This is a genomic window from Metapseudomonas otitidis, assembly GCF_900111835.1.
In the GTDB taxonomy this organism is placed as follows: domain Bacteria; phylum Pseudomonadota; class Gammaproteobacteria; order Pseudomonadales; family Pseudomonadaceae; genus Metapseudomonas; species Metapseudomonas otitidis.
Genome location: NZ_FOJP01000017.1, coordinates 44,458 through 67,930, shown reverse-complemented (window position 1 = coordinate 67,930; position 23,473 = coordinate 44,458). Strand labels below are relative to the sequence as shown.

Sequence of the window (23,473 nt, the reverse complement as noted above, 5' to 3'; positions counted from 1 at the left end):
TACGGGAGCCGCCCATGAGCCGGCGTGCGTAGGGCGGACCGCGCTTCATCGGTCCACCTGGCGTGTAGCCCGGGCTTTAGCCCGGGAGCGGGGCGGACCATCCCCGGGCTGAAGCCCGGGCTACTGGATGTAAACCCCGCAGGCACAAAAAAGGCCGGCAGAGGCCGGCCTTTCTCGTTGTGCGGCGGGTCAGGCGTTGAGGCCGGTGGCCTCGTCGGCGCCGATGTGCACGTTCATGCACTGCACGGCGGCGCCGGCGGCGCCCTTGCCGAGGTTGTCCAGGCGGGCGACCAGGTTCAGGCGGTCGGCGGAGCCGAAGACGAAGAGGTCGACGCGGTTGGTGTCGTTGCAGCCTTGGACGTCGAAGAAGCCGCCGTCGAGGTTGCCGTCGTCACCGGCCGGCATCACCCGCACGAACTGTTCGCCAGCGTAGTGCTGGCGGTAGATCTCGGCGATCTCGGCGGCGCTGGCCTTGCGCGCCAGGCGCTCGGTGTAGAGCGGCACGGTCACGGCCAGGCCCTTGAGGAAGGGGCCGACGATGGGGTTGAACACCGGTGCCTGGGCCAGGCGAGCCTGGACGCGCATTTCCGGCAGGTGCTTGTGCTCCAGGCCCAGGGCGTAGGGGCGCGGGCTCATCAGCTTGGCGTCATTGCCGGCTTCGTACTGGGCGATCATGCCCTTGCCGCCGCCGCTGTAGCCGGTGAGGGAGAAGGCCGAGAGCGGGTAGTCGGCGGGCAGCAGGCCGGCATCGATCAGCGGGCGCACGGCGAGGATGAAGGCGCTGGCGTGGCAGCCGGGGACGGCGATGCGCTTGCTGGTGCGGATCTTCTCGCGCTGGCCGGCGGCCAGTTCCGGCAGGCCGTAGGCCCAGCTGTCGTCGGTACGGAAGGCGGTGCTGGCGTCGATGATGCAGGTGTTCGGGTTGGTCACCAGGGACACCGCCTCGCGGGAGGCGACGTCGGGCAGGCAGAGGAAGGCGACGTCGGCGGCGTTGAGGAAGCGCGCACGTTCGGCCGGGTCCTTGCGCTTGTCATCGGCGATGCGCAGCAGCTCCACGTCGGAACGGCCGGACAGGTAGTCGAGCAACCGGAGGCCGGTGGTGCCTTCCTGACCATCTACGAACACTTTGAAAACCATGGCGGACTCACTCGGTAAAGACGAAGGAACCCCAGCCGGGGCTGATGGGGCGTGCATTGTAACCAGGCCCGCAGGTCACGGCGATGGGCGTTCCTCGGCGGCCTTGCGGGCGGCGCCCGGGGGCGTCAGGCCCATGGAGACGTAGACACTGGTGAGGGCGTCGACGCCCATGTCGGCGGGGCGCACCCAGTCCACCGGGACGTAGAGCAGCCCGCCGCCCACCGGGATCGGCGCGGTGGGCACGAGGATGGCGCAGTAGGCGCGGCCTTCCAGCTCGATGGGCTCGGAGCTGGGCTGCAGTGCCAGCACGGCGGCGCCGTCGCCGCCGAAGAAGCACCACACCGGCTGCATGGTGGTGATGTCGGCGTTCTTGTCCTTGTCGAGCATGCCGACGAAGCGGTCGGCGACGTTGTAGACGTTGCCGATCAGCGGGGTGCGGCGCAGGGTCTGGTCGAACAGCCAGGCCAGCGGCCGGCGCAGGCCCAGCTGCACGGCGAGGCCCAGGGGGTAGAGGCTGCCCAGCAGCACCAGGGTGCCGACGAACCAGGCCAGGACCGGATTGCTGGCGAACGGCTGGCCGAGGGCGGCGAGCAGTTGGCCGATGAGGGTGGAGGGACCCACCAGGCGGTTCAGCAGGCTGACGATCCAGGCCAGCAGCGCCAGGGTCAGGACCAGCGGCAGCAAGGCCAGCAGGCCGGTGAACCAGGTGGTGATCAGGGAGCGGAGGCTGTGCTTGAACATGCGGGGGCTCCAGGCCCGCCACCCGGGGTGGCGGGCCGGCGTGTCACTTCAGCAGGTGTTTCCAGCCCTTCAGGGTCAGCAGGTGCTGGGCCTGGGCGCTGCGGGCTTCACGGCTGGCGTCGTCCAGGGGCTGGGCGGCCAGTTCGGCGAGCTTGCTCAGTTCGCCGAAGCAGCGGTCCACCTCGGGTACTTCCACCAGCACGCCACGGGCCAGGCGCAGCCAGACCAGCAGGCGCTCGATGCGCGGCAGCTGCTCGGCCAGGTCTTCCGGCTGGCGGCGGTAGCGGTCCAGTTGCAGGGCGACGGCTTCCTCGGCCAGCAGGCGCGGGAGCCAGCGGCCGATGGCGGCCTGGCCCTGGCGCTCGCCGCGGGCGTTGCGGCCCTGGGTCCAGCTGCGGCCCAGCAGCCAGCGCGAGGCTTTCAGGGAGAACAGGCCCCAGCGGGTGCCGGCCAGTTCCTCGGCGAAGCGCGCCGGGGCGGCCTGGCGCACGCTTTCGTCGTCCTGGCCGGCGTTGACCACCGGGCGCCAGTCGCCGATCAGCGCATCCAGCGCCTGGCGCAGCTCATGGCTGGTGGGGCGCGGGGCGGCCTGGCCGAGGCTGCCCAGCAGGGCGCGCAGGTCGACCAGTTGCTGCAGCCAGTCGGCCAGCAGCTTCCAGTGGCCGTTGAAGCGGTACTGCTCGGCCAGGCGCTGGCTGTTGCCCAGCAGGGTCCAGCCGAGGGCGGGGATGGTGTCGTCCAGCGGCTGTTCGAAGGCGAGTTCGGGGGCGGGCAGGCTGACGCTGTAGCTCTGGGCGTCATACAGGCGGTAGCCGCGCTCGGCCTTGCTGATGTCGCAGGGCATCAGCGGCAGGTCGGTGGCCAGGGCCTCGGCCAGCTCCAGCAGGGCCTCGGGCTCGCCCTGGCGCAGCTCCAGCTCCAGCTCGCAGATTTCTTCCGCCTGGTCGCCGGCGATGACCTTGCCCAGATCCAGGGCGGCTTCGATCACCACCTTGGCCTTGCCACGGCCCCAGGCCACTTCGGCGCGCTGGCGCACGAAGTCGGTGGTGAACAGCGGGGCCAGGGTCTTCTTGTCCAGCTCGGCAAGGCTGGCGGGCCAGCACTCGTCGCTGAGCTTCTTGGTGTCCAGCTTGGCCTTGGGCAGGTACCAGTCCCACTCGTTGCGCTCGGACAGCCCGGCCACGCTCTGGCCACGGGTCTTCAGGGTCTGGATGAACTGGTCGCCGTCGCGGCGCATGCGCAGCGCCACGCGGGCCTGGGCCAGGTCGCGGGCGGGGGTGTCGTAGTACTGGTTGAACAGTTCGCGGGTCTCCCAGCCACCCTTGATGCGCTTCTTCAGCAGCGGGTGGTCGCGGAGGGCGTCGAGGGTCTCGCGGCTGGCGCGGAGCTTGATTTCGGTTTCTTTCTGCATGGCCGGACTTTCTGGTGCAGCGCGGGATGGCTGTCGAGGGCGTGAAGTCTACAGCAGCGCGGCGGGGCCTGCCGGGTGGTTTCGCCAGCGGAGGCGCCTGCCTATGATGGGCGCTCGTCGGTGGAGAACCCCCATGCGCCTTCCAGACCTGAAGACCCAGTTCGCTGCGTTGATCGCCGCGCCCTCGGTCAGTTGCACCCAGCCCCATTGGGACCAGTCCAACCTGCCGGTCATCGAGCTGCTGGCCGCCTGGCTGGGCGAGCTGGGCTTCACCTGCGAGATCCAGACCGTGGCGCCGGGCAAGGCCAACCTGCTGGCCACCCTGGGCAGCGGCCCCGGCGGCCTGGTGCTGGCCGGGCACAGCGACACCGTGCCCTTCGACGCGGCGCTGTGGAAAACCGACCCGCTCGCCCTCACCGAGGTGGGCGATCGCTGGTACGGCCTGGGCAGCTGCGACATGAAGGGCTTCTTTCCGCTGGTGATCGAAGCGGTACGCGAGCTGGACGGGCAGGTGCCACGCCAGCCACTGATCGTCCTCGCCACCTGCGACGAGGAAAGCTCCATGTCCGGCGCCCGCGCCCTGGCAGCGGCCGGTCGGCCCCTGGCGCGGGCGGCGGTGATCGGCGAGCCCACCGGGTTGAAGCCGGTCCGCCTGCACAAGGGCGTGATGATGGAGCGCATCGACATCCTCGGGCAGAGCGGCCACTCCTCCGACCCGGCTTTGGGCCGCAACGCCCTGGAGGCCATGCACGAGGGCATCGGCGAGCTGCTGGCGCTGCGCCGCGAATGGCAGGCGCGCTTCCACAACCCGCTGTTCAACGTGGCGGGGCCGACCCTCAACCTGGGCTGCATCCACGGGGGCGACAACCCCAACCGCATCTGCGGCCAGTGCAGCCTGGAGTTCGACCTGCGGCCCCTGCCGGGCATGGAGCCCGAGGTGCTGCGCGAGGCCATCGGCCAGCGCCTGCGCCCGGTGGCCGAGCGCCACGGCGTGTCCCTGGACTACCGGCCGCTCTACCCGGCGGTGCCGCCGTTCGAGGAGCCGGCCGACAGCGAGCTGGTGCAACTCGCCGAACGTCTAACCGGGCATGCCGCAGAAGCGGTGGCCTTTGGCACCGAAGCACCGTATCTTCAGCACCTCGGCTGCCAGACCCTGGTGCTGGGCCCTGGCGACATCGCCTGCGCACACCAGCCCGACGAGCACCTCGAACTGTCACGGATCGCACCTACGGTGGCGCTGTTGCGTCAGTTGATCCGCCATTACTGCATCACCCCAACCCAACCAGGGCACCTCTGAAAACGTAGGCGAGGCCGTCAGCGCAAGGCAAAAACAGGCGAAAAAGCGCAGTTTACGTACGGTAAATGAGCATTTTGAGCCGGTTTTTAACGCCGCGATGACAACGCAGGTAGTTTTCAGAGGTGCCCGCCAGATGACTCCCCAGGAGGGCTTCCGCTGATGTTGCTGCGACGACGATAAACGCAACGCCACCTGCTCCGTTTCCGGAGTAGCACCGTTCATTTCGCCCCCGTCACAGGCATTCGGAATCCCATGCACGACTACGTCAACTGGCTGCGCCATGCTTCGCCCTACATCAACGCCCACCGGGACTGCACCTTCGTGGTGATGCTGCCCGGCGAGGGGGTTGCCCATCCGAATTTCGGCAACATCATCCACGACCTGGTGCTGCTGCACAGCCTGGGCGTGCGCCTGGTGCTGGTGCACGGTTCGCGCCCGCAGATCGAGGCACGCCTGGCCGCGCGCGGGCTGACCCCGCACTTCCACCGCGACCTGCGCATCACCGACGGCCCCACCCTGGAGTGCGTGATCGATGCCGTGGGCCAGCTGCGCATCGCCATCGAGGCGCGGCTGTCCATGGACATCGCCGCCTCGCCGATGCAGGGCTCGCGGCTGCGGGTCACCGGCGGCAACTTCGTCACCGCGCGGCCCATCGGTGTCGTCGACGGAGTCGACTACCACCACACCGGCGAGGTGCGCCGGGTCGACCGCAAGGGCATCGGCCGCCAGCTGGACGAGCGCTCCATCGTGCTGCTCTCGCCGCTGGGCTATTCCCCCACCGGGGAGATCTTCAACCTGGCCTGCGAGGACGTGGCGACCCGTGCCGCCATCGACCTGGGCGCGGACAAGCTGGTGCTGTTCGGTGCCGAACGCGGGCTGATCGACGAACACGGCCGGTTGGTGCGCGAGTTGCGCCCGCAGCAGGTGCCGCAGCACCTGGCGCGGCTGGGCAACGGCTACCAGGCCGAGTTGCTGGACGCGGCCGCCCAGGCCTGCCGCAGCGGGGTCAAGCGCAGCCACCTGGTGAGCTACGCCGAGGACGGTTCGCTGCTCACCGAGCTGTTCACCCGTGACGGTGGCGGCACCCTGGTGGACCAGGAGCAGTTCGAGTCCCTGCGCGAGGCCACCATCGACGACGTGGGCGGGCTGATCGAGCTGATCACCCCGCTGGAGGAGCAGGGCATCCTGGTGCGCCGTTCGCGGGACGTGCTGGAGCGGGAGATCGGCCAGTTCAGCATCGTCGAGCGTGATGGCCACATCATCGCCTGCGCGGCGCTCTACCCGATCGCCGATTCCGAGGCGGGGGAGCTGGCGTGCCTGGCGGTTAACCCGGAGTACCGCCATGGCGGTCGCGGGGACGAGCTGCTGGAGCGCATCGAGGAACGGGCCCGGGCCCTGGGCCTGAAGACCCTGTTCGTCCTCACCACCCGTACCGCCCACTGGTTCCGCGAGCGCGGCTTCCAGCCCAGCGGCGTTGAGCGCCTGCCGGCGGCGCGGGCCTCGCTGTACAACTACCAGCGCAATTCCAAGATCTTCGAGAAGGCGCTGTAACGACGCGGGCTGCGCACCTGGGGTGCGCAGCCCGGTGTGGGGCGGGGATCAGAAGCGGTCGCGGATCACGGCTTCGTCGAAGGCCAGCTTGCCGATGCGCGGCTTGGCCTCGATGGCTTGCTTGCCGACGGCGACCATCAGGCCGATGACGTGGTTCTCCGGCAGGTTGATCAGCTTGGCCACGGCGTCGAAGTCGAAACCGTCCATGGGGCAGCTGTCCAGGCCACGGCCGCGTGCAGCCAGCATCAGGGTCTGGGCCACCAGGCCGCAGCTGCGCATGGTTTCGTCACGTTGCACCTGGGGCTTGCCGCGGTAGTAGTTGTCGATGGCGCCGGCCATGAATTCCTGCACAGGTTGCGGCGCGTCGGCCCAGACGCGGGCGGCGTCCTGTTCCCAGGCGTCGAGGCGGGCGCAGACCACCACCAGCATCGAGGCTTCGGTCACCTGGGCCTGGTTCCACGCTACTTCGCGGATCTGCTGGCGCAGGGCGGGGTCGCTGACTTCCACCAGGCGCACGTGCTGCAGGTTGAAGGCGGTGGGGGCGAGCAGGGCCAGCTTCAGCAGTTCGTCCTTCTCTTCGCGGCTCAGGCTGTGCTGGGTGTCGTAGCCCTTGATGGCGCGGCGGGTACGGATGGCTTCGTCGATGTGCATGGTCGGCTCCTGGTCAGGCGCAACGGTGGAAAGGGTGCGCCATCCTAAGCAGGCCGGCGAACGCCGACCAGTGAGGAATGGCGATAAAACACATCGAATTCATCACCTCCGGGTATCGGCCAGTTGCTGGCGCACCTCGGCGTAGGGGTAGGCCTCCAGGGCGCCGAAGGCGGGCAGGCTGCGGGCCTTGAGGCGGGTGAACACCGGGGTGGCGATGCCGCAGAGCAGGCGGGTCAGGCAGTCGATGCTGGGGGCGCGGCCCTTGGCCTCGTGGTAGCGCTCGATGAAGGCCTGGCAGCGGCCTTCCAGATCCTGCCCGGCGAGGGGCGCCAGCGGTGCCGGCGGCGGCAGCACCGCCACCCGGCCGGCGCACACGGAGCAGTGGCCGCAGGCGGACGGGGCGGCCTGGTCGCCGAAGTAGCGGGCCAGCCGGGCGCTGAGGCAGGTGTCGCTGGCGAACAGCGCGAGCATGGCCTGGATGCGGGCGATCTCGCTGTCCTCCTGCTGGCGGAAGTAGCGGTAGAGCTCATCGGCCAGGGCCTCGGCGTCGAAGTCGGGCTGGCGCAGGGCGTAGACCTCGGTCATCTGCTTGCTCTCCAGCTCGATCCAGCCGCGCTCCTGGAAGAAGTCCAGGGCCTTCACGACCCGCGCACGCTCGGCGGCGTGGTCGCGGTAGAGCCGGTCGAAGTCCACGGTGCACCAGGTGCGCGCGCGGGTGGAGGTGTCCACCAGGGCCTGGACGAACTGCCGGCGCTCGCCCTCGAAGCGCGCCAGCAGCGCCTCGGGCTCGATCAGGTACTTGAAGCGGTATTCGGCAAAGTAGGCGAACAGCGGGGCGATCAGGCCGCGCAGCTCCAGCTGCACCAGCAGGGTCTTCAGCGGCAGGGGGCGGATGTTGCTCTGCTCGGAGAGGGCGCCGGCCATCAGCTCCCAGCGCCCGTCGGGGCCGGTGGCGCTGCGCAGTTCCTGCAGCACCTCGGCGATGCCGTCGCGCTCGGGGGTGTCGCCGTAGACGAAGTTCTCCAGCACGTTGAGGCCGTCGCGGTTGGCCAGCACCAGGCATTCCGAGGGTTGGCCGTCGCGGCCGGCGCGGCCGATCTCCTGGCTGTAGTTCTCCACCGACTTGGGCAGGTCGTAGTGCACCACCAGGCGGATGTCGGCCTTGTCGATGCCCATGCCGAAGGCGATGGTGGCGACCATCAGGTTCACCTCGCCGTTCATGAAGCGCCGCTGCAGGCCTTCGCGCACGCTGTGGTCGAGGCCGGCGTGGTAGGCGCAGGCGTCGATGCCCTGGCGGGTGAGGTGGGCGGCCAGCTCTTCGGCGCTCTTCTGCTGGGTGACGTAGACGATGCCGGGCCTGCCGGGCCGGGCCCGCAGCCAGTCCACCAGGTAGCGGCGGCGCTGCTCGCCGGCCACGGGCTCCACCTGCAGGTGCAGGTTGGGCCGGTAGAAGCCGGTGGTGACCACGTCGGCGGAGTCGATGGCGAACTTGCGCTGCATGTCGGCGATCACCGCCGGGGTGGCCGTGGCGGTGAGCAGCAGCACCTGGGGGATGCCGAACTCGCGCTGGTAGTCCGGCAGCTTGAGGTAGTCGGGGCGGAAGTTGTGGCCCCACTCGGAGATGCAGTGGGCCTCGTCCACCACCAGCAGGGAGATCGGCACCTGCTGGATGAAGTGGCGGAAGCGTTCGTTCTTCAGCCGCTCCACCGAGATCATCAGGATCTTCAGTTCGCCGCTGCGGGCGCGGGCCATGACCTCGGCAGCCTCTTCGCGGCTCTGGGCCGAGTCGATGCTGGCGGCGGCGATGCCGTGGGCGTGGAGGAAGGCCAACTGGTCTTGCATCAGTGCCAGCAGCGGCGACACCACCAGGGTCAGGTGCGGCAGGTGCAGCGCGGGCAGTTGGTAGCAGAGGGACTTGCCGGAGCCGGTGGGGAAGATCGCCGCGGCCGAGCGGCCGGCCAGCACGGCGCTGACGGCGGCCTCCTGGCCGGGGCGGAAGCGGTCGTAGCCGAAGACGCGGGCGAGGGTGGCGAGGGGCATGGCGTCACTCCGTGAGAGGGCTGGGGATGATGGACTATTTGTGGGGGGCGTTGGGCCGAGGGGGCAACCCGCCGGTACCCGCCCTGTGGCCATGGCCAGGCTGGTTATCGCGTTTGCGGATGTCTTCTGTTTCGCCCCGCCGGGCGAGTCACTTTTCTCAATCGTCGGAATGCCGCCCACAGAAAAGTAACCAAAAGGGCTCGCCCCTGCATCCGGGTCCCGCTTCGCGGGACTTCCCTCGCTCCGTCGCCGCTACGGGGGCCGGCGCGATGGGCCATCCATGGCCTGGCGCGCCTCTCGCGGCATCCATGCCGCTCGTCCCCCTGCGTAACGACTGCGCTCGGCCTCCTGAAGGGGCAGTTTCCCCGCCCCACCATCCTGGTCAGGTTTGGCTCCGGAGCGCGCTTCTATGCTGTGTAGATCGGGCAAGTCTATAGGGACACAAAAAATGAAAAAGCCGCCCGTAGGCGGCTTCTTCGTACAACGGGTCCCTTACAGCTTGGGACCGGCGTTGCGGATGGCGTCGGAGACGTCGAACTTCTTGAAGTTCTCGACGAATTTCTCGGCCAGGGCCTTGGCGGCCGCGTCGTAGGCGGCTTTGTCAGCCCAGGTGTTGCGCGGGTTGAGCAGCTCGGTCTCGACGCCCGGAACGGCCTTCGGCACGTCCAGGTTGATGATGTCCAGGTGCTCGGTCTCGGCACCCACCAGCGCGCCGCTCTGGATGGCTGCGATCACGCCACGGGTGGTGGGGATGCTGAAGCGCTTGCCGACGCCGTAGCCACCGCCGGTCCAGCCGGTGTTGACCAGGTACACCTTGGAGCCGAAGCCCTGGATGCGCTTGATCAGCAGTTCGGCGTACTCACCGGCCGGGCGCGGGAAGAAGGGGGCGCCGAAGCAGGTGGAGAAGGTGGACTTGATGCCGCCGCCGGAACCCATTTCGGTGGAGCCGACCAGGGCGGTGTAGCCGGACAGGAAATGGTAGGCCGCCTGTTCGTTGTTGAGGATGGAGACGGGCGGCAGTACGCCGGTCAGGTCGCAGGTCAGGAAGATGACCGCGTTCGGCTCGCCGGCACGGTTGGCTTCGACGCGCTTTTCCACCAGGTGCAGCGGGTAGGCGGCACGGGTGTTCTGGGTCAGGCTGTCGTCGCTGTAGTCGGGCAGGCGGGTTTCCGGGTTGAGCACGACGTTTTCCAGCACGGCGCCGAACTGGATGGCTTTCCAGATTACCGGCTCGTTCTTCTCGGACAGGTCGATGCACTTGGCGTAGCAGCCGCCTTCGACGTTGAACACGGTGCCCACGCCCCAGCCGTGCTCGTCGTCACCGATCAGGTAACGGCTCGGGTCGGCGGAGAGGGTGGTCTTGCCGGTGCCGGACAGGCCGAAGAACAGGGTGGTGTCGCCGTCTTCGCCGACGTTGGCGGCGCAGTGCATCGGCAGCACGTCTTTTTCCGGCAGCAGGAAGTTCTGCACGGAGAACATGGCTTTCTTCATCTCACCGGCGTAGCGCATGCCGGCGATCAGGACTTTCTGCTGGGCGAAGTTGAGGATCACGCAACCGTCGGAGTTGGTGCCGTCACGCTCGGGCTCGCAGACGAAGTTCGGGGCGTTGATGATCTGCCATTCCTGGCGGCCCTGCGGGTTGTACTGCTCGGGGTTGATGAACAGGCAGCGGCCGAACAGGTTGTGCCAGGCGGTCTCGGTGGTCATCTTGACGGCCAGGTAGTGCGCGGGGTCGGCACCGACGTGCACGTGGGAGACGAAACGCTCGCGTTCGGTCACATAGGCTTCGACACGGGCCCACAGTGCATCGAACTTGTCCGCCGGGAAGGGACGGTTGATGGCGCCCCAGGCGATCTTGGCGTCGGTGCTCGGCTCCTGGACGATGAAGCGGTCAGCCGGAGAACGGCCGGTGCGATGGCCGGTCTGCACGACCAGCGAACCGTTGGCGGCCAGTTCACCTTCGCCACGGCGGATGGCTTCTTCGACCAGTTGCGCGGCGCTGATGTCGGTGTACACGGCTTTAGTGGCTTGCGTCATGTGGTTCCCCGTCGGCCAGAGGCCGAGTCCTCCAATGCGAAATGTAGTGAGCCTTGCGACCCGCTACAGCGAAAAAAGTGCGCCGGATTATGCCAGAGGAAACCGGGCGATTGCGAGATGACTGGATGTAAGGCACGTCCTGCCTGGGTTCCAGGCGAAATCAGGGGGTGCTGGAGGGGTTCTCCGTGACCACTCATCGGGGGCCGAAAGGCCGCTACAAGACTTGAATCGCACCCGCCGGTCACGTTCCGGACCGCAGCCGCTGAAGTGACGATGCAGCGGGGGCCCCGGCGACATATCCACAGGGGCGCCCTCGCTACAAATGGGTAGCAGCCTTACGAATTCCGCCGAACGGTACTCAGTGGCGGGTTTCCGACGGCGCGCGGCTGCCGCCACCGGCGAACAGCTGGGCTACGTCGGCGGCGTCGAAGCGGTAGCGCTGGTTGCAGAACTGGCAGTCGATCACCACGGCGCCGCCCTGTTCCTCCACCAGGGCCTCGGCGTCGGCCTGGCCGAGGCTGACCAGGGCATTGGCCGAGCGCTCCCGCGAGCAGCTGCAGTGGAAGCGCAGCGGGCGGGGGTCGAACAGGCGCACGGTCTCTTCGTGGAACAGGCGGTGCAGCACGGTTTCGTTGTCCAGGCCCAGCAGTTCCTCGGCGGTGAGGGTGTCGGCCAGGGTGGTCAGGTGCTGCCAGCTGGCGGCACGGGCTTCCGGGTCCTTCAGGCGGTCGGCGGGCAGGGCCTGCAGCAGCAGGCCACGGGCGTTGCGGCCGTCGGCGTTGAGCCAGAAGCGGGTCGGCAGCTGTTCGGAGTTGGCGAAGTAGGTGGACAGGCACTCGGCCAGGTTGGCGCCTTCGAGGGTGACGATGCCCTGGTAGCGCTGGCCCTGACGGGGGTCGACGGTGAGGGTCAGCACGCCTTCGGGCATCAGCTGCCGCAGGTCGGCGTCGGCGCCGATCTGCTCGGCGTGGTAGCGGGCGATGCCGCGGATCTCGCGCTCGCTGGAGCACTCCACCATCAGCAGCGGCACGGCCCCGCTGGAGCGCGCCTGCAGCACCAGCAGGCCGTCGAACTTCAGGGTGCCCACCAGCAGCGCGGCGGCGGCGAGCATCTCGCCCAGCAGCTGGGCCACCGGTTCCGGGTAGGGGTGCTTGGCCAGGACGTGGGTGTAGCTCTCTCCCAGGGAGACCATTTCACCGCGTACGTCGGTGTCGTCGAAGATAAAACGCTGGGAATTGTCGGAAATAGGCATGGGGGCAACCACAAGAGGGTGACAGATCGGTGACAGCGCACTATAAAGCGCGCCATTCCGCTGCCCGCGATAGATGAGGATGGGAATTTTATGGAGAAACCAATGCGCGTCCAAGCCTCCTGGCGATGGCCGGCCCTGCTCGGGCTGCACCTGCTGGCGGCCCTGGTACTGGCCAGCTGGCTGTGGCCGACCACCCGTGAACTCTGGGACCTGGCCGACGATGCCGCCTACCGGGCGCTGAACGGCTCTCTCGAAGGCCGTCCGGTATGGATGGCGCTCTGGGCCTTCGCCAGCACCCGCCTGTTCGACGTCCTCGCCGGCGGCCTGATGCTGGCGCTGCTGATCCGCCAGGACTGGACCTTCCGTCGCCACGAGCTGCGCCCGGCACTGTTCACCTTCATCGCCCTGCTGGCCATGCTGCTGGTGGTGCGCTCGCTGTTCACCAAGATCGGCGTGCACTTCGGCTGGCAGCACGCGAGCCCTTCGGTGGTGCTCGGTGGTATCCAGCTGAGCGACCAGTTCCCGCTGCTGGAAAGCGTGTTCGAGGTGAAGGACCGTTCCAGCCGCAGCTTCCCGGGGGACCACGCTTCGGTGCTGATGCTCTGGGGCCTGTTCATGGCGATCTTCGCCCGTGGCTGGAAGCGCGTGACCGTGCTGGCCATCGCCACGGTGCTGATGCTGCCGCGCCTGGTGGCCGGTGCCCACTGGCTGACGGACGATGTGGTCGGTGGCCTGGTGATCACCCTGGTGGTCATCGCCTGGGGCTTCTGCACCCCGGCCGGCAGCCACCTGGCGCACCTGCTGCAGTGGCTGGCCAGCCCGGCGCTGCGCCTGGGCGGCTACATCCCGCTGGTGAACCGCCTGGCGCTGCTGGACACCAAGCGCCTGCGCTGACCTACTCGGCGGCGCCGCGCAGGGAATGGATCTGCCGGCGCTGCTTCTTGGTGGGCCGTCCGTCGGTCTGCACCCCCAAGGCCCCGGCCTTGCGCAGGGCGGCCGCTTCTTCACGACGGGCGATGCTGTCCGCCGTCTCTTCGTACAGCGCCTGGGCCTCGGGCGCGCCCCGGCGCACCATCGACAGGGCACGAACCACCACGGTGCGTTCGTCGAAGCCGGTGCGGATCACGTACTCGTCGCCGATCCGTGGCTCCTTGCCCGGCTTGCAGCGCTCGCCCCGGTGATGGACCTTGCCGCCCTCGATGGCCTCCTTGGCCAGGGCGCGGGTCTTGTAGAAGCGCGCGGCCCAGAGCCACTTGTCCAGGCGCACCTTGTCGTCGTCTTTCTCGCGCATCGTTGCTTTCCCTCCGGGGCACCCTGCGGGCGCCCGCACATCGTCGGCCGGTGGCGGATGCAGTTGTCACACGGCCCATCTAGAATGCCGGCAACTCTACCGGAATCCCCGCCGTGAAGACCTTCGATCACCTCTCCGTGGTCGGCCTGCGTGAATGGATCGCCCTGCCGGAGCTCGGCATGGTCGGTCTGCGAGCGAAGGTCGACACCGGGGCGAGCACCTCCAGCCTGCACGCCAGCGACATCGTGCCCTTCGAGCGCGATGGCGAGCGCTGGGTGCGCTTCACCGCGCACCTGGGCACCCTGGTGCAGCGGCGCCACCGCTGCGAGGCGCGGCTGGTCTCGGTGCGCACGATCAAGAGTTCCAACGGCCAGGCCCAGAGCCGCTACGTCATCAGCACCACCGTGGTGCTGGGCGATCGCGCCTGGCCCATCGAGTTCACCCTCGCCTGCCGCAAGGCCATGCGCTACCGCGTGCTCATCGGCTCCAAGGCCCTGGTGGACGGGCAACTGGTGGTCAACCCCGCCCTCAGCTACGTACAGGACAAGCCGACCCTGCCGGCGTTCGATTCCCTACCAGGTGCCCAATGAAGATTGCCGTGCTGTCGCGCAACCCGCGTCTGTATTCGACCCGTCGTCTGGTGGAGGCCGGCCAGCAGCGCGGTCACGAGATGGTGGTCATCGACACCCTGCGGGCCTACATGAACATCGCCAGCCACAAGCCGCAGATCCACTACCGTGGCCGTGCCCTGGAGGGCTTCGACGCGGTGATCCCGCGCATCGGCGCCTCGGTCACCTTCTACGGCTGCGCCGTGTTGCGGCAGTTCGAGATGATGGGGGTCTACCCGCTCAACGAGTCCGTCGCCATCTCCCGTTCGCGGGACAAGCTGCGCTCCCTGCAACTGCTTTCGCGCAAGGGCATCGGCCTGCCGGTGACCGGCTTCGCCCACTCGCCGGACGATATCCCCGACCTGATCCGCATGGTCAACGGCGCCCCGCTGGTGATCAAGGTGCTGGAAGGCACCCAGGGCATCGGCGTGGTGCTGTGCGAGACGGAGAAGGCTGCCGAATCGGTGATCGAGGCCTTCATGGGGTTGAAGCAGAACATCATGGTGCAGGAGTACATCCGCGAAGCCGGTGGCGCCGACATCCGCTGCTTCGTGGTGGGCGACAAGGTGATCGCCGCGATGATGCGCCAGGCCAAGCCCGGCGAGTTCCGCTCCAACCTGCACCGGGGCGGCACCGCCAGCCTGATCAAGATCACCCCCGAGGAGCGCATGACCGCGATCCGCGCGGCCAAGGTCATGGGCCTGTCGGTGGCCGGGGTGGACATCCTGCGCTCCAACCACGGCCCGCTGGTGATGGAGGTGAACTCCTCGCCGGGGCTGGAGGGCATCGAGACCACCACCGGCAAGGACGTCGCCGGCATCATCATCGAGCACCTGGAAAAGCACGCCGGCCCCAACCTCACCCGCACCAAGGGCAAGGGCTGAGGCCCGTCCAGCCGTTCCTCAGGCCGAGTCGGCCAGGGCGCGCTCGCGGCGCTGCAGCCAGGCCAGGAAGGCCGGCCCGTCCAGCGGCTCGCTGATGTGAAAGCCCTGGCCCAGGGCACAGCCCAGACGGCGCAGGGACTGGTACTGGGCGTCCGCCTCGATGCCTTCGGCCACGCATTCCAGGCCCAGGTTGCGGCCGATGGCGAGAATGGTCTCCACCAGTGCCGCGTCGCTGCCCTCTTGCTCCAGCCCCTCGACGAAGCTGCGGTCGATCTTCAGCCGGTCCAGCGGCAGGCGCTTGAGGTAGATCAGCGAGGAGTAGCCGGTGCCGAAGTCGTCGATGGCGAAGCGCACCCCCAGCTGCTTCAGCTCCAGCATGGCGGCGATGCAGCGTTCCACGTCCTCCATCAGGCTGCCTTCGGTGATCTCCAGCTCCAGCGCATGGGCCGGTACGCCGTGACGTTGCAGGCAGTCGCGGACCCGCTCGACGAAGTCCGGCTGTCGCAGGTCGCGGGGGCTGATGTTGATCGCCAGCACCAGGGCGGGCCGGTGCGGCAGCCACTGGGCGAGGTTGGCGCAGGCCTGATCCAGCACCCAGTTGCCCAGTTCGAGGATCAGACCGGTCTCTTCCGCCAGGGGGATGAACTGCGCCGGTGACACCACGCCGCGGCTGGGCGTGCGCCAGCGCAGCAGCGCCTCGGCGCCCACCACCTGGCCGCCGGCCAGTTCCAGCTGCGGCTGGAATTCCAGGAACAGCTGGCCCCGCGCCAGGGCCTGGCGCAGGTCGCTCTGTAGTTGCAGGCGCTGGTCGATGGCGGCCTGCATGGCCGGGGCGAAGAAGTGCAGCGCATTGCGCCCGCCCTGCTTGGCCCGGTACATGGCGGTGTCGGCCTGCTTGAGCACGTCGGCGGCGCCCTGGCCGTCGAAGGGATGCAGGGCGATGCCGATGCTGGCGCTGACCGCCAGCTCATGCTCGCCCACGCGGTAGCTGCCGCGCAGGCTCTGCAGCAGCTTGGCGCCCACCTCGGCGGCGTGGTCGGCCGCACCGTCGGCCTCCGGTGCCAGGGCCTCCAACAGCACCACGAACTCGTCGCCGCCCAGCCGCGCCAAGGTGTCCTCGGCGCGCAGGCATCCGGCCAGGCGAGCGGTGACCTCCCGCAGCAGGGCGTCGCCCACCGGGTGGCCGAGGCTGTCGTTGACGGTCTTGAAGTGGTCCAGGTCGATGAACAGCAACGCACCGAAGCGGCTGTCGCGAACCTCGCGGGCCATGGCGTGCTGCAGGCGGTCCAGCAGCAGGCGGCGGTTGGGCAGGCCGGTGAGTTCGTCGCTGTAGGCCAGGCGCTCGATCTCGCGCTGGTAGCGCTGGCGCTCGGAGATGTCGGTGATGCTCAGGCGGATCAACTGCCGGTCGCGGCCCGGCAGGCGCACCAGACGCACCTCGCAGGGGCGCACGCGCCCGGCGAAGTCGCGCATCAGCCACTCGAAAAGCGGCGCTTCGCCGGCCAGGGCGGCGCGGGCGTGGGCGCGGCCGACCTCCTGGGAGCTGCGCCCGTCGGCCTGGTAGGGCGGGCTGAAGCTGTCGGGCATGCGCCCGAGCAGCTGCTCGCGGGGCAGGCCGTAGAGCCGCGCGGCGTTCTCGTTTGCATCGGTGATGCCGCGTTCCAGGTCGAACACCAGGATCGCCTCGGGGGCGTGTTCCACCAGCACGCGGTAGCGGTCCTCGGCCTCGCGCCGGGCGCTGACGTCCTCCACCAGGATCAGCAGGGCGTACAGCCGGCCCTCGGCATCGCGCACGCCACGGACGTTGACGCGGGTGTCCACCGCGCTGCCGTCCGGGCGCAGGAAGCGCTTGTCCAGTTCGTAGCCGTCGCGCAGGCCCTGGCGCAGCTCCACCAGCAGCTCGCTTTCCTGGGGGCGGTCGTCCGGGTGGGTGATGCTCATCCAGTCGTGGCCCTGCAACTGCTCGCGGGAGCGCCCGAGGATGCTGCACAGCTTGAAGTTCACTTCCTGCCAGCCCTGTTCCGGCGAGCACAGGGCCATGCCCATCAGCGGGGCTTCGAAGAACAGGTGCAGGTGCTCGTCGCGCTCGCGCTGGCGGCGTTCGGTGCGCTTCTGCTCGGTGAGATCCTGCACCGCACCGTAGATGCGCATCACCTGGTCGCCGTCGCTCTCGGCCAGGCCCTTGAAGCGCAGGGTGCGCGGAATGCCCTTGGCGCTGGTGATGCGCAGCTCCAGGTCGAAGGGGGTGCCGGTCTCCTGCACCCGCTGCAGGGTGGCTTCGGCCTGCTGGCGGCTGGCGGCGTCGAAGAACTCCAGCACCCGTTCGAAGCTGGGGGCGCCGTCGGCGGGGTCGAGGTCGAAGATGCGGAAGGTGCCCTCGCTCCAGAACAGCGTGCGTGCCGGCAGCTGCAGCACCCAGCCGCCGAGGTCGGCGATGGCTTCGGTCTGGCTCAGCAGGTGGGTCTGGCGCAGCAGTTCCTCGCGGCGCATGGCCAGCTCCTCGGCCAGCAGCTCGCGGGTGCTGACGTCGTGCTGCAGGGCGACGAAGTGGCTGATGCCCTCGCCGTCGCGCATCGGCGCCAGGGTCACCTCGTTCCAGAACAGGCTGCCGTCCTTGCGGTAGTTGCGCAGGATCGCCTGGGTCGGCTTGCCCTGCTCGATGGCGGCGCGCAGGTACCGCAGGGCGGGCTGGTTGCGGTCGTGCCCGACGAGGAAGCGGCAGTTGCGGCCGAGGGCATCTTCGCGGCGGTAGCCGGTGATGCGCTCGAAGGCGCTGTTGCAGTAGATCAGCGGGAAGTCGGGGTCACGGGCATCGGCGATGGTGACGCCCAGCGGGGTCGCCTCCATGGCCAGGCTGGTCATGGCCAGCTCGCGCTGCATCTCGGCGCGGCGCCGCAGGTTCAGGCGCAGGTCGCTGAGGCTGCGGCCCACCAGCAGGGCGGAGACCATCAGCAGCAACACGCTGAACTGCAGCTCGATGCGCCGCGTCTCCAGCCACTGGCTGGCCTCGCCGAGCTCGCGCAGGGCCGGCAGCGCCAGCACGCTGATGGTGGTGACCACCGCGCCCCAGAGTGCGCCGCTGAAGCCCCAGCCGAGGGCCAGGCCGAGGATCGCCAGGCCGATCACCGGCAGGGTCATGGGCAGCGGCATCACCGCCATCAGCAGTGGCAAGGCCACCGCCGGCAGCAGCAGGACGGGCCAGGGCGGCAGGCGGCGGATGGCCTCCGGCAGCGGCTCGTAGACGCCGAGCGCCCAGCCGTTGCGGCGCAGCCAGGGGGTGCCGTAGACCAGCAGCGGCAGGCTCAGCACCAGGGTGGTGAGGCTGTCGCCCATCCACATCTGCAGGCTGGCCAGCAGCCAGGCCTGGCGGGTGATGACGCTGGTGGCCAGCAGGCTGGCCTGGACGCCGAGGCTGACCAGGGTCACCGGCACCAGCACGCCCAGCAGCATGAAGCGCAGCAGGCTGGCGAAGTCCGGCAGGCCGGCCTCGGCCTGGTGCCGGCGCAACAGCAGCCAGGCGACGCCGATGGAGAGGGTTTCGGGCAGGGCGTAAAACGGTGCCAGGTGCCAGTCCAGCCCCCACAGCGGGATGCTCGCGAGGGCGTTGAGGTAGACGCTGGCCAGTACCCGGGGGCCCCACCAGAGGGTCAGCACCAGGCCGAGGGCGAATGGCAGGTACCAGAGCGCGACACCGCCCGAAATCTGGGTGCCCAGCGACATCCAGGTGGCCAGGTGCAGCAGGGGCAAGGGCACCCACCAGGTCCATCGGGGCGCAAGGGCGTGGGCGTCGGGCATGGGGGCCTCTTGTCGACGCAGGGCTGGGCAGGGTTCAGGGCGCCTAGAGTACGTGGATCAGGGCAAAGTGACACTATCGAAATGAGCGCCGTTGCGGCGCGTCGACAGAAGGCAGGCGGGCCCCGGGCCGGCCAGGCGACCCGGGGCTGCGGTGGGGTGGACTCAGGCTGCGTCGCGCGGCAGCAGCAGCCCCAGGGGCAGGCAGACGCGGGCTTCCAGGCCGCCGCCGGAGCGGTTGCGCAGCTCGACGCTGCCGCCGTGCTGGGCGGCGATGCGCTTCACGATGGCCAGCCCCAGGCCGGTGCCCTTGCCGCCCCGGGCGCGGTCGCCGCGGATGAAGGGGTTGAAGATGTCGCCCAGCTCGGCCGGGTCGATGCCCTGGCCGCGGTCCAGCACGCTCAGCACCACGTAGGGCGCAGCGTGGTCGCCGGCCACGTAGGCCGCCACTTCCACGCCGTTGTTGCCGTAGCGCAGGGCGTTCTCGATGAGGTTGGCGAGCAGGCGCTTCATCGACACCCGGCGCAGCGGTACCGGCGGCACCGGCTCCAGGCACAGGCGCACCTGTTCCTCCTGCTGGTTGTAGGGCGCCACCACCTCGCGCACCAGTTCGCCCAGGTCCATTTCCTCCACGCGTTCGTCGCGGCCATCGCGGATGAAGGCGAGGAACTGGTCGAGGATGGCGTCCATGTCCTCGATGTCGCGGACCATGTCCTCGGTCAGCTCCGAGTCGGCGCTCATCAGCTCCAGGGACAGCCGCAGGCGGGTCAGCGGCGTGCGCAGGTCATGGGAGACGCCGGCCAGCATCAGCTCGCGCTCGCGGGCGGCCTGCTCGACGTCCTCGGCCATCTGGTTGAAGGCGCGGTACACCTCGGTCATCTCGCTGGGCGTGTCGCTCACCGGCAGGCGCACGCTGCGGCCCTGGCCGAGGTGGCGGGCGGCGAACACCAGGCGCTTGAGCGGGGCGTTGAGCTGGCGCACGAAGATCCAGGCGGCGGCGGTGGACAGCAGGCCGATGCCGAGGAACCAGCCGAGCACGCTCCAGATGCGCTGGCCGCGCAGCGGGTGCGGGTAGAGCGGGATGCGCACCCAGTCCGGGCCGAGGCTGGGAGCATGGACCCAGAGCGCCGGCGGGCTCTTGGCGCGCAGGCGGACTTCGGTCTGCGGGCCCAGTTCGGTCTGCATCTGCCGTTCGAAGATCTCGCTGTAGGGCCAGTGCTGTTCTGTCTGTGGCACGTCCTCCTGGCTCACCCGGGCCAGGCCGGCGGCGCGGGCCAGCTGGTCGCGCTCGCCCTCGCTGGCGGCCCAGTAGGCACGCAGGGTCAGCGCCGCGCCGTGGCTGTACTGGCGGTCCACCAGCACGTCCTCGTTCATCATCAGGTACACCAGGGTCAGCGCCTTGGAGAACAGCACGACGATGAGCACCAGCCAGAGGGTGCGGGAGAAGAAGCTCTGCGGGAACCAGTAGGGCGCTTTCATGGGCGGGCGGGTGCCGGGGGCGGACGTGCCGCGCGGGGGGCGCGCGGCGGGAAGGTTCACTTGTTGCCGTCCGGCACGAAGACGTAGCCGACGCCCCAGACGGTCTGGATGTAGCGCGGCTTGGACGGGTCGGGTTCGATCAGCCGGCGCAGGCGCGAGATCTGCACGTCGATGGAGCGCTCCAGGGCGTCCCACTCGCGGCCACGGGCCAGGTTCATCAGCTTGTCGCGGGTCAGCGGTTCGCGGGCGTGCTGGACCAGGGCCTTGAGCACGGCGAACTCGCCGGTGGTGAGCATGTGCACGTCATCGCCGCGCTTGAGCTCGCGGGTGGCCAGGGACAGCTCGTACTCGCCGAAGCTGACCACCTCGTCCTCGCTGGACGGCGCGCCCGGCACCTGGGGCGCCTGGCGGCGCAGCACGGCCTTGACCCGGGCCAGCAGCTCGCGCGGGTTGAAGGGCTTGGCCAGGTAGTCGTCGGCGCCCAGCTCCAGGCCCTGGATGCGGCTGGATTCGTCGCCCTTGGCGGTGAGCATGATGATCGGCACCTGGTTGTTCGAGGCGCGCAGGCGGCGGCAGGCGGAGAGGCCGTCCTCGCCAGGCAGCATCAGGTCCAGCACCAGCAGGTGGAAGAGCTCGCGGGCCAGCAGGCGGTCCATCTGCTCGACGTTTTCCACCGCGCGCACGCGGTAGCCCTGTTCCTCGAAGAAGCGTTCGAGCAGACGGCGCAGGCGCGCGTCGTCGTCGACGATCAGGATCTTTTCACCCTCGGCGTTGGGGATGCTGCTCATGGTCACTCCAGATTCTTCGGCGCGGCATTATCGCTCAGGCCACCGGTGCGGCGGCCCGTCCATTGTTAGCAGATTTTTCCCCCAACGGTTCCCTGGCCGGCGCGGGCCGGTGTTTATAATGCGCCGCTCTTTTGCCCGGCCGGGCCCTTGCCGGCCGGTTCTTCCGTTGCTTACAGGTGTGTTTTTTCTCAATGGACAGCATCAACAACCGTATCGCTGAAGAGCTGGGTGTACGCCCGCAGCAAGTCGCCGCCGCCGTTGCCCTGCTCGACGAGGGCTCCACCGTGCCCTTCATCGCCCGTTACCGGAAGGAAGTCACCGGCAGCCTGGACGACACCCAGCTGCGCACCCTGGAAGAGCGCCTGCGCTACCTGCGCGAGATGGAGGACCGCCGTGGCGCGATCCTCGCCAGCATCGAGGAGCAGGGCAAGCTGACTCCGGAACTGGCCCGCGAGATCAAGCTGGCCGACACCAAGACCCGCCTTGAAGACCTCTACCTCCCCTACAAGCAGAAGCGCCGCACCAAGGGCCAGATCGCCCTGGAAGCCGGCCTGGGCGAGCTGGCCGATGCGCTGTTCGCCGACCCGAGCCTGGCCCCGGAGGCCGAGGCCGCGCGCTTCATCGATGCCGAGAAGGGCTTCGCCGACACCAAGGCCGTGCTGGAAGGCGCCAAGTACATCCTCATGGAGCGCTTCGCCGAGGACGCCACCCTGCTGGCCAGCCTGCGCAGCTACCTCAAGGACAACGCCACCCTGTCCGCCCGCCTGGTGGCCGGCAAGGAGCAGGAAGGCGCCAAGTTCAGCGACTACTTCGAGCACGACGAAGCCCTCAAGGGCGTGCCGTCCCACCGTGCCCTGGCGATCTTCCGCGGGCGCAACGAGGGCGTGCTGAGCATCGCCCTGAAGGTGGGCGAGGAGCTGCCGGGCACCATGCACCCCTGCGAGGTGATGATCGGCGAGCGCTTCGGCGTGAAGGACCAGGGCCGCGCCGCCGACAAGTGGCTGGGCGAGGTGGTGCGCTGGACCTGGAAGGTCAAGCTCTACACCCACCTGGAGACCGACCTGCTGGGCGAGCTGCGCGAAGCCGCCGAGACCGAGGCGATCAACGTCTTCGCCCGCAACCTGCATGACCTGCTGCTGGCCGCCCCGGCCGGCCCGCGCTGCACCCTGGGCCTGGACCCGGGCCTGCGCACCGGCTGCAAGGTGGCCGTGGTGGATGCCACCGGCAAGCTGCTGGACACCGCCACCGTCTACCCCCACGTGCCCCACAACAAGTGGGACGAGACCCTGGCCACCCTCGGCAAGCTCTGCGCCAAGCACGGCGTCGAGCTGATCGCCATCGGCAACGGCACCGCCAGCCGCGAGACCGACAAGCTGGCCGGCGAGCTGGTGCGCAAGCTGCCGGGCCTGAAGCTCACCAAGATCATGGTCAGCGAGGCCGGCGCCTCGGTGTACTCCGCCTCGGAACTGGCGGCCAAGGAATTCCCCGAGCTGGACGTGTCCCTGCGTGGCGCCGTCTCCATCGCCCGCCGCCTGCAGGACCCGCTGGCCGAGCTGGTGAAGATCGATCCGAAATCCATCGGCGTTGGCCAGTACCAGCACGACGTGTCACAACTGCAGCTGGCGCGCAGCCTGGACGCCGTGGTCGAGGACTGCGTGAACGCCGTCGGCGTGGACGTGAACACCGCTTCCGCCGCCCTGCTGGCGCGCATCTCCGGCCTCAACAGCACCCTGGCGCAGAACATCGTCACCTACCGTGACGCCAACGGCGCGTTCAAGACCCGCGACGAACTGAAGAAGGTCAGCCGCCTCGGCGAGAAGACCTTCGAGCAGGCCGCCGGCTTCCTCCGCGTGATGAGCGGCGACAACCCGCTGGACGCCTCGGGCGTGCACCCGGAGACCTACCCGCTGGTGCAGCGCATCGCCGCCGACACCGGCCGCGACATCCGCACCCTGATCGGCGACTCGGGCTTCCTCAAGCGCCTGGACCCGGCCAAGTTCACCGATGAGACCTTCGGCCTGCCCACCGTCACCGACATCCTCAAGGAACTGGACAAGCCCGGCCGCGACCCGCGCCCCGAGTTCAAGACCGCCGAGTTCCAGGACGGCGTCGAGAGCCTCAAGGACCTCAAGCCCGGCATGGTGCTGGAAGGCGTGGTGACCAACGTCACCAACTTCGGCGCCTTCGTCGACATCGGCGTCCACCAGGACGGCCTGGTGCACATCTCCGCGCTGTCGGAGAAGTTCGTCAAGGACCCGTACGAGGTGGTCAAGGCCGGCGACATCGTCAAGGTCAAGGTCATGGAGGTGGACATCCCGCGCAACCGCGTCGGCCTGTCCATGCGCATGAGCGACACCCCTGGCGAGAAGGTCGAGGGCCCGCGCGGCGGCGGTCGTCCGCAGGGCGGCCAGCGCCCTGATCGCGGTGCCCCGCGCCAGCAGCAGGCGGCCCCGGCGAACAACGCCATGGCCTCGCTGTTCGCCAACGCCAAGCAGATCAAGAAGAAGTAAGGCC

Annotated in this window: 17 protein-coding genes; 6 read left to right on the top strand and 11 right to left on the bottom strand. The window is 69.0% G+C overall.

Annotation, left to right across the window (positions count from 1 at the left end):
* Window positions 1-189: 189 nt before the first annotated feature.
* From argC to BM198_RS21660, 3 genes are all read right to left on the bottom strand, one after another.
* Complete coding sequence (gene argC / locus BM198_RS21670) at window positions 190-1,137, bottom strand: N-acetyl-gamma-glutamyl-phosphate reductase (protein ID WP_074972312.1); 948 nt, start codon at window positions 1,135-1,137, stop codon at window positions 190-192.
* 75 nt (window positions 1,138-1,212) lie between these two features.
* The gene (locus BM198_RS21665; RefSeq protein ID WP_044405272.1) at window positions 1,213-1,878 is read right to left on the bottom strand and encodes a DUF502 domain-containing protein; all 666 of its coding nucleotides are present in this window, start codon (window positions 1,876-1,878) and stop codon (window positions 1,213-1,215) included.
* A gap of 43 nt (window positions 1,879-1,921) precedes the next feature.
* Entirely contained in the window at window positions 1,922-3,289 is a 1,368-nt protein-coding gene (locus BM198_RS21660; protein ID WP_074972310.1) for a CYTH domain-containing protein, read from the bottom strand.
* 133 nt (window positions 3,290-3,422) lie between these two features.
* Here BM198_RS21660 and argE point away from each other — a divergent pair, with 133 nt between their 5' ends.
* Together argE and argA are read left to right on the top strand one after the other, a co-directional pair.
* Window positions 3,423-4,586, top strand: a complete 1,164-nt coding sequence (gene argE, locus BM198_RS21655; RefSeq protein WP_074972308.1) for an acetylornithine deacetylase — start codon at window positions 3,423-3,425, stop codon at window positions 4,584-4,586.
* A 252-nt stretch (window positions 4,587-4,838) separates the two neighbouring features.
* Window positions 4,839-6,137, top strand: coding sequence for an amino-acid N-acetyltransferase (argA, locus tag BM198_RS21650; RefSeq protein WP_074972305.1), 1,299 nt, complete (start codon window positions 4,839-4,841; stop codon window positions 6,135-6,137).
* Between the two features lie 48 nt (window positions 6,138-6,185).
* Here argA and BM198_RS21645 read toward each other — a convergent pair whose 3' ends face one another.
* The 4 genes from BM198_RS21645 to hslO form a co-directional block, all read right to left on the bottom strand.
* Window positions 6,186-6,788: a nitroreductase family protein gene (locus tag BM198_RS21645; RefSeq protein WP_074972304.1), complete on the bottom strand. Its 603-nt coding sequence runs from the start codon at window positions 6,786-6,788 to the stop codon at window positions 6,186-6,188.
* A gap of 102 nt (window positions 6,789-6,890) precedes the next feature.
* Complete coding sequence (locus BM198_RS21640) at window positions 6,891-8,828, bottom strand: RecQ family ATP-dependent DNA helicase (protein ID WP_074972302.1); 1,938 nt, start codon at window positions 8,826-8,828, stop codon at window positions 6,891-6,893.
* Window positions 8,829-9,320: 492 nt separating this feature from the next.
* The gene (locus tag BM198_RS21635; protein ID WP_074972300.1) at window positions 9,321-10,865 is read right to left on the bottom strand and encodes a phosphoenolpyruvate carboxykinase; all 1,545 of its coding nucleotides are present in this window, start codon (window positions 10,863-10,865) and stop codon (window positions 9,321-9,323) included.
* A 358-nt stretch (window positions 10,866-11,223) separates the two neighbouring features.
* Window positions 11,224-12,117, bottom strand: coding sequence for an Hsp33 family molecular chaperone HslO (gene hslO, locus BM198_RS21630; protein ID WP_044405288.1), 894 nt, complete (start codon window positions 12,115-12,117; stop codon window positions 11,224-11,226).
* 102 nt (window positions 12,118-12,219) lie between these two features.
* Here hslO and BM198_RS21625 point away from each other — a divergent pair, with 102 nt between their 5' ends.
* On the top strand, window positions 12,220-13,011 hold the full coding sequence (locus BM198_RS21625; RefSeq protein WP_083422449.1) for a phosphatase PAP2 family protein: 792 nt from the start codon (window positions 12,220-12,222) through the stop codon (window positions 13,009-13,011).
* 1 nt (window position 13,012) lies between these two features.
* On the opposite strand, the gene BM198_RS21620 is transcribed toward BM198_RS21625, so the two are convergent.
* Entirely contained in the window at window positions 13,013-13,408 is a 396-nt protein-coding gene (locus BM198_RS21620) for an RNA-binding S4 domain-containing protein (RefSeq protein ID WP_074972296.1), read from the bottom strand.
* Between the two features lie 113 nt (window positions 13,409-13,521).
* Here BM198_RS21620 and rimB point away from each other — a divergent pair, with 113 nt between their 5' ends.
* Together rimB and rimK are read left to right on the top strand one after the other, a co-directional pair.
* Window positions 13,522-13,998: a retropepsin-like aspartic endopeptidase RimB gene (rimB, locus tag BM198_RS21615; protein WP_044405299.1), complete on the top strand. Its 477-nt coding sequence runs from the start codon at window positions 13,522-13,524 to the stop codon at window positions 13,996-13,998.
* A complete protein-coding gene (rimK, locus tag BM198_RS21610; RefSeq protein ID WP_044405301.1) occupies window positions 13,995-14,900 on the top strand; it encodes a 30S ribosomal protein S6--L-glutamate ligase in 906 nt (301 codons plus the stop codon). The genes rimB and rimK overlap by 4 nt, the downstream gene beginning before the upstream one ends.
* An 18-nt stretch (window positions 14,901-14,918) precedes the next feature.
* Here rimK and BM198_RS21605 read toward each other — a convergent pair whose 3' ends face one another.
* From BM198_RS21605 to ompR, 3 genes are all read right to left on the bottom strand, one after another.
* A complete protein-coding gene (locus BM198_RS21605) occupies window positions 14,919-18,695 on the bottom strand; it encodes a bifunctional diguanylate cyclase/phosphodiesterase (protein WP_074972294.1) in 3,777 nt (1,258 codons plus the stop codon).
* A gap of 162 nt (window positions 18,696-18,857) precedes the next feature.
* Window positions 18,858-20,171, bottom strand: coding sequence for an ATP-binding protein (locus BM198_RS21600; protein WP_044405305.1), 1,314 nt, complete (start codon window positions 20,169-20,171; stop codon window positions 18,858-18,860).
* 56 nt (window positions 20,172-20,227) lie between these two features.
* Entirely contained in the window at window positions 20,228-20,959 is a 732-nt protein-coding gene (gene ompR / locus BM198_RS21595) for an osmolarity response regulator transcription factor OmpR (RefSeq protein WP_044405307.1), read from the bottom strand.
* 191 nt (window positions 20,960-21,150) lie between these two features.
* Between ompR and BM198_RS21590 the strand changes: the two genes are divergently transcribed.
* Window positions 21,151-23,469: a Tex family protein gene (locus tag BM198_RS21590; protein ID WP_074972292.1), complete on the top strand. Its 2,319-nt coding sequence runs from the start codon at window positions 21,151-21,153 to the stop codon at window positions 23,467-23,469.
* Window positions 23,470-23,473 lie beyond the last annotated feature (4 nt).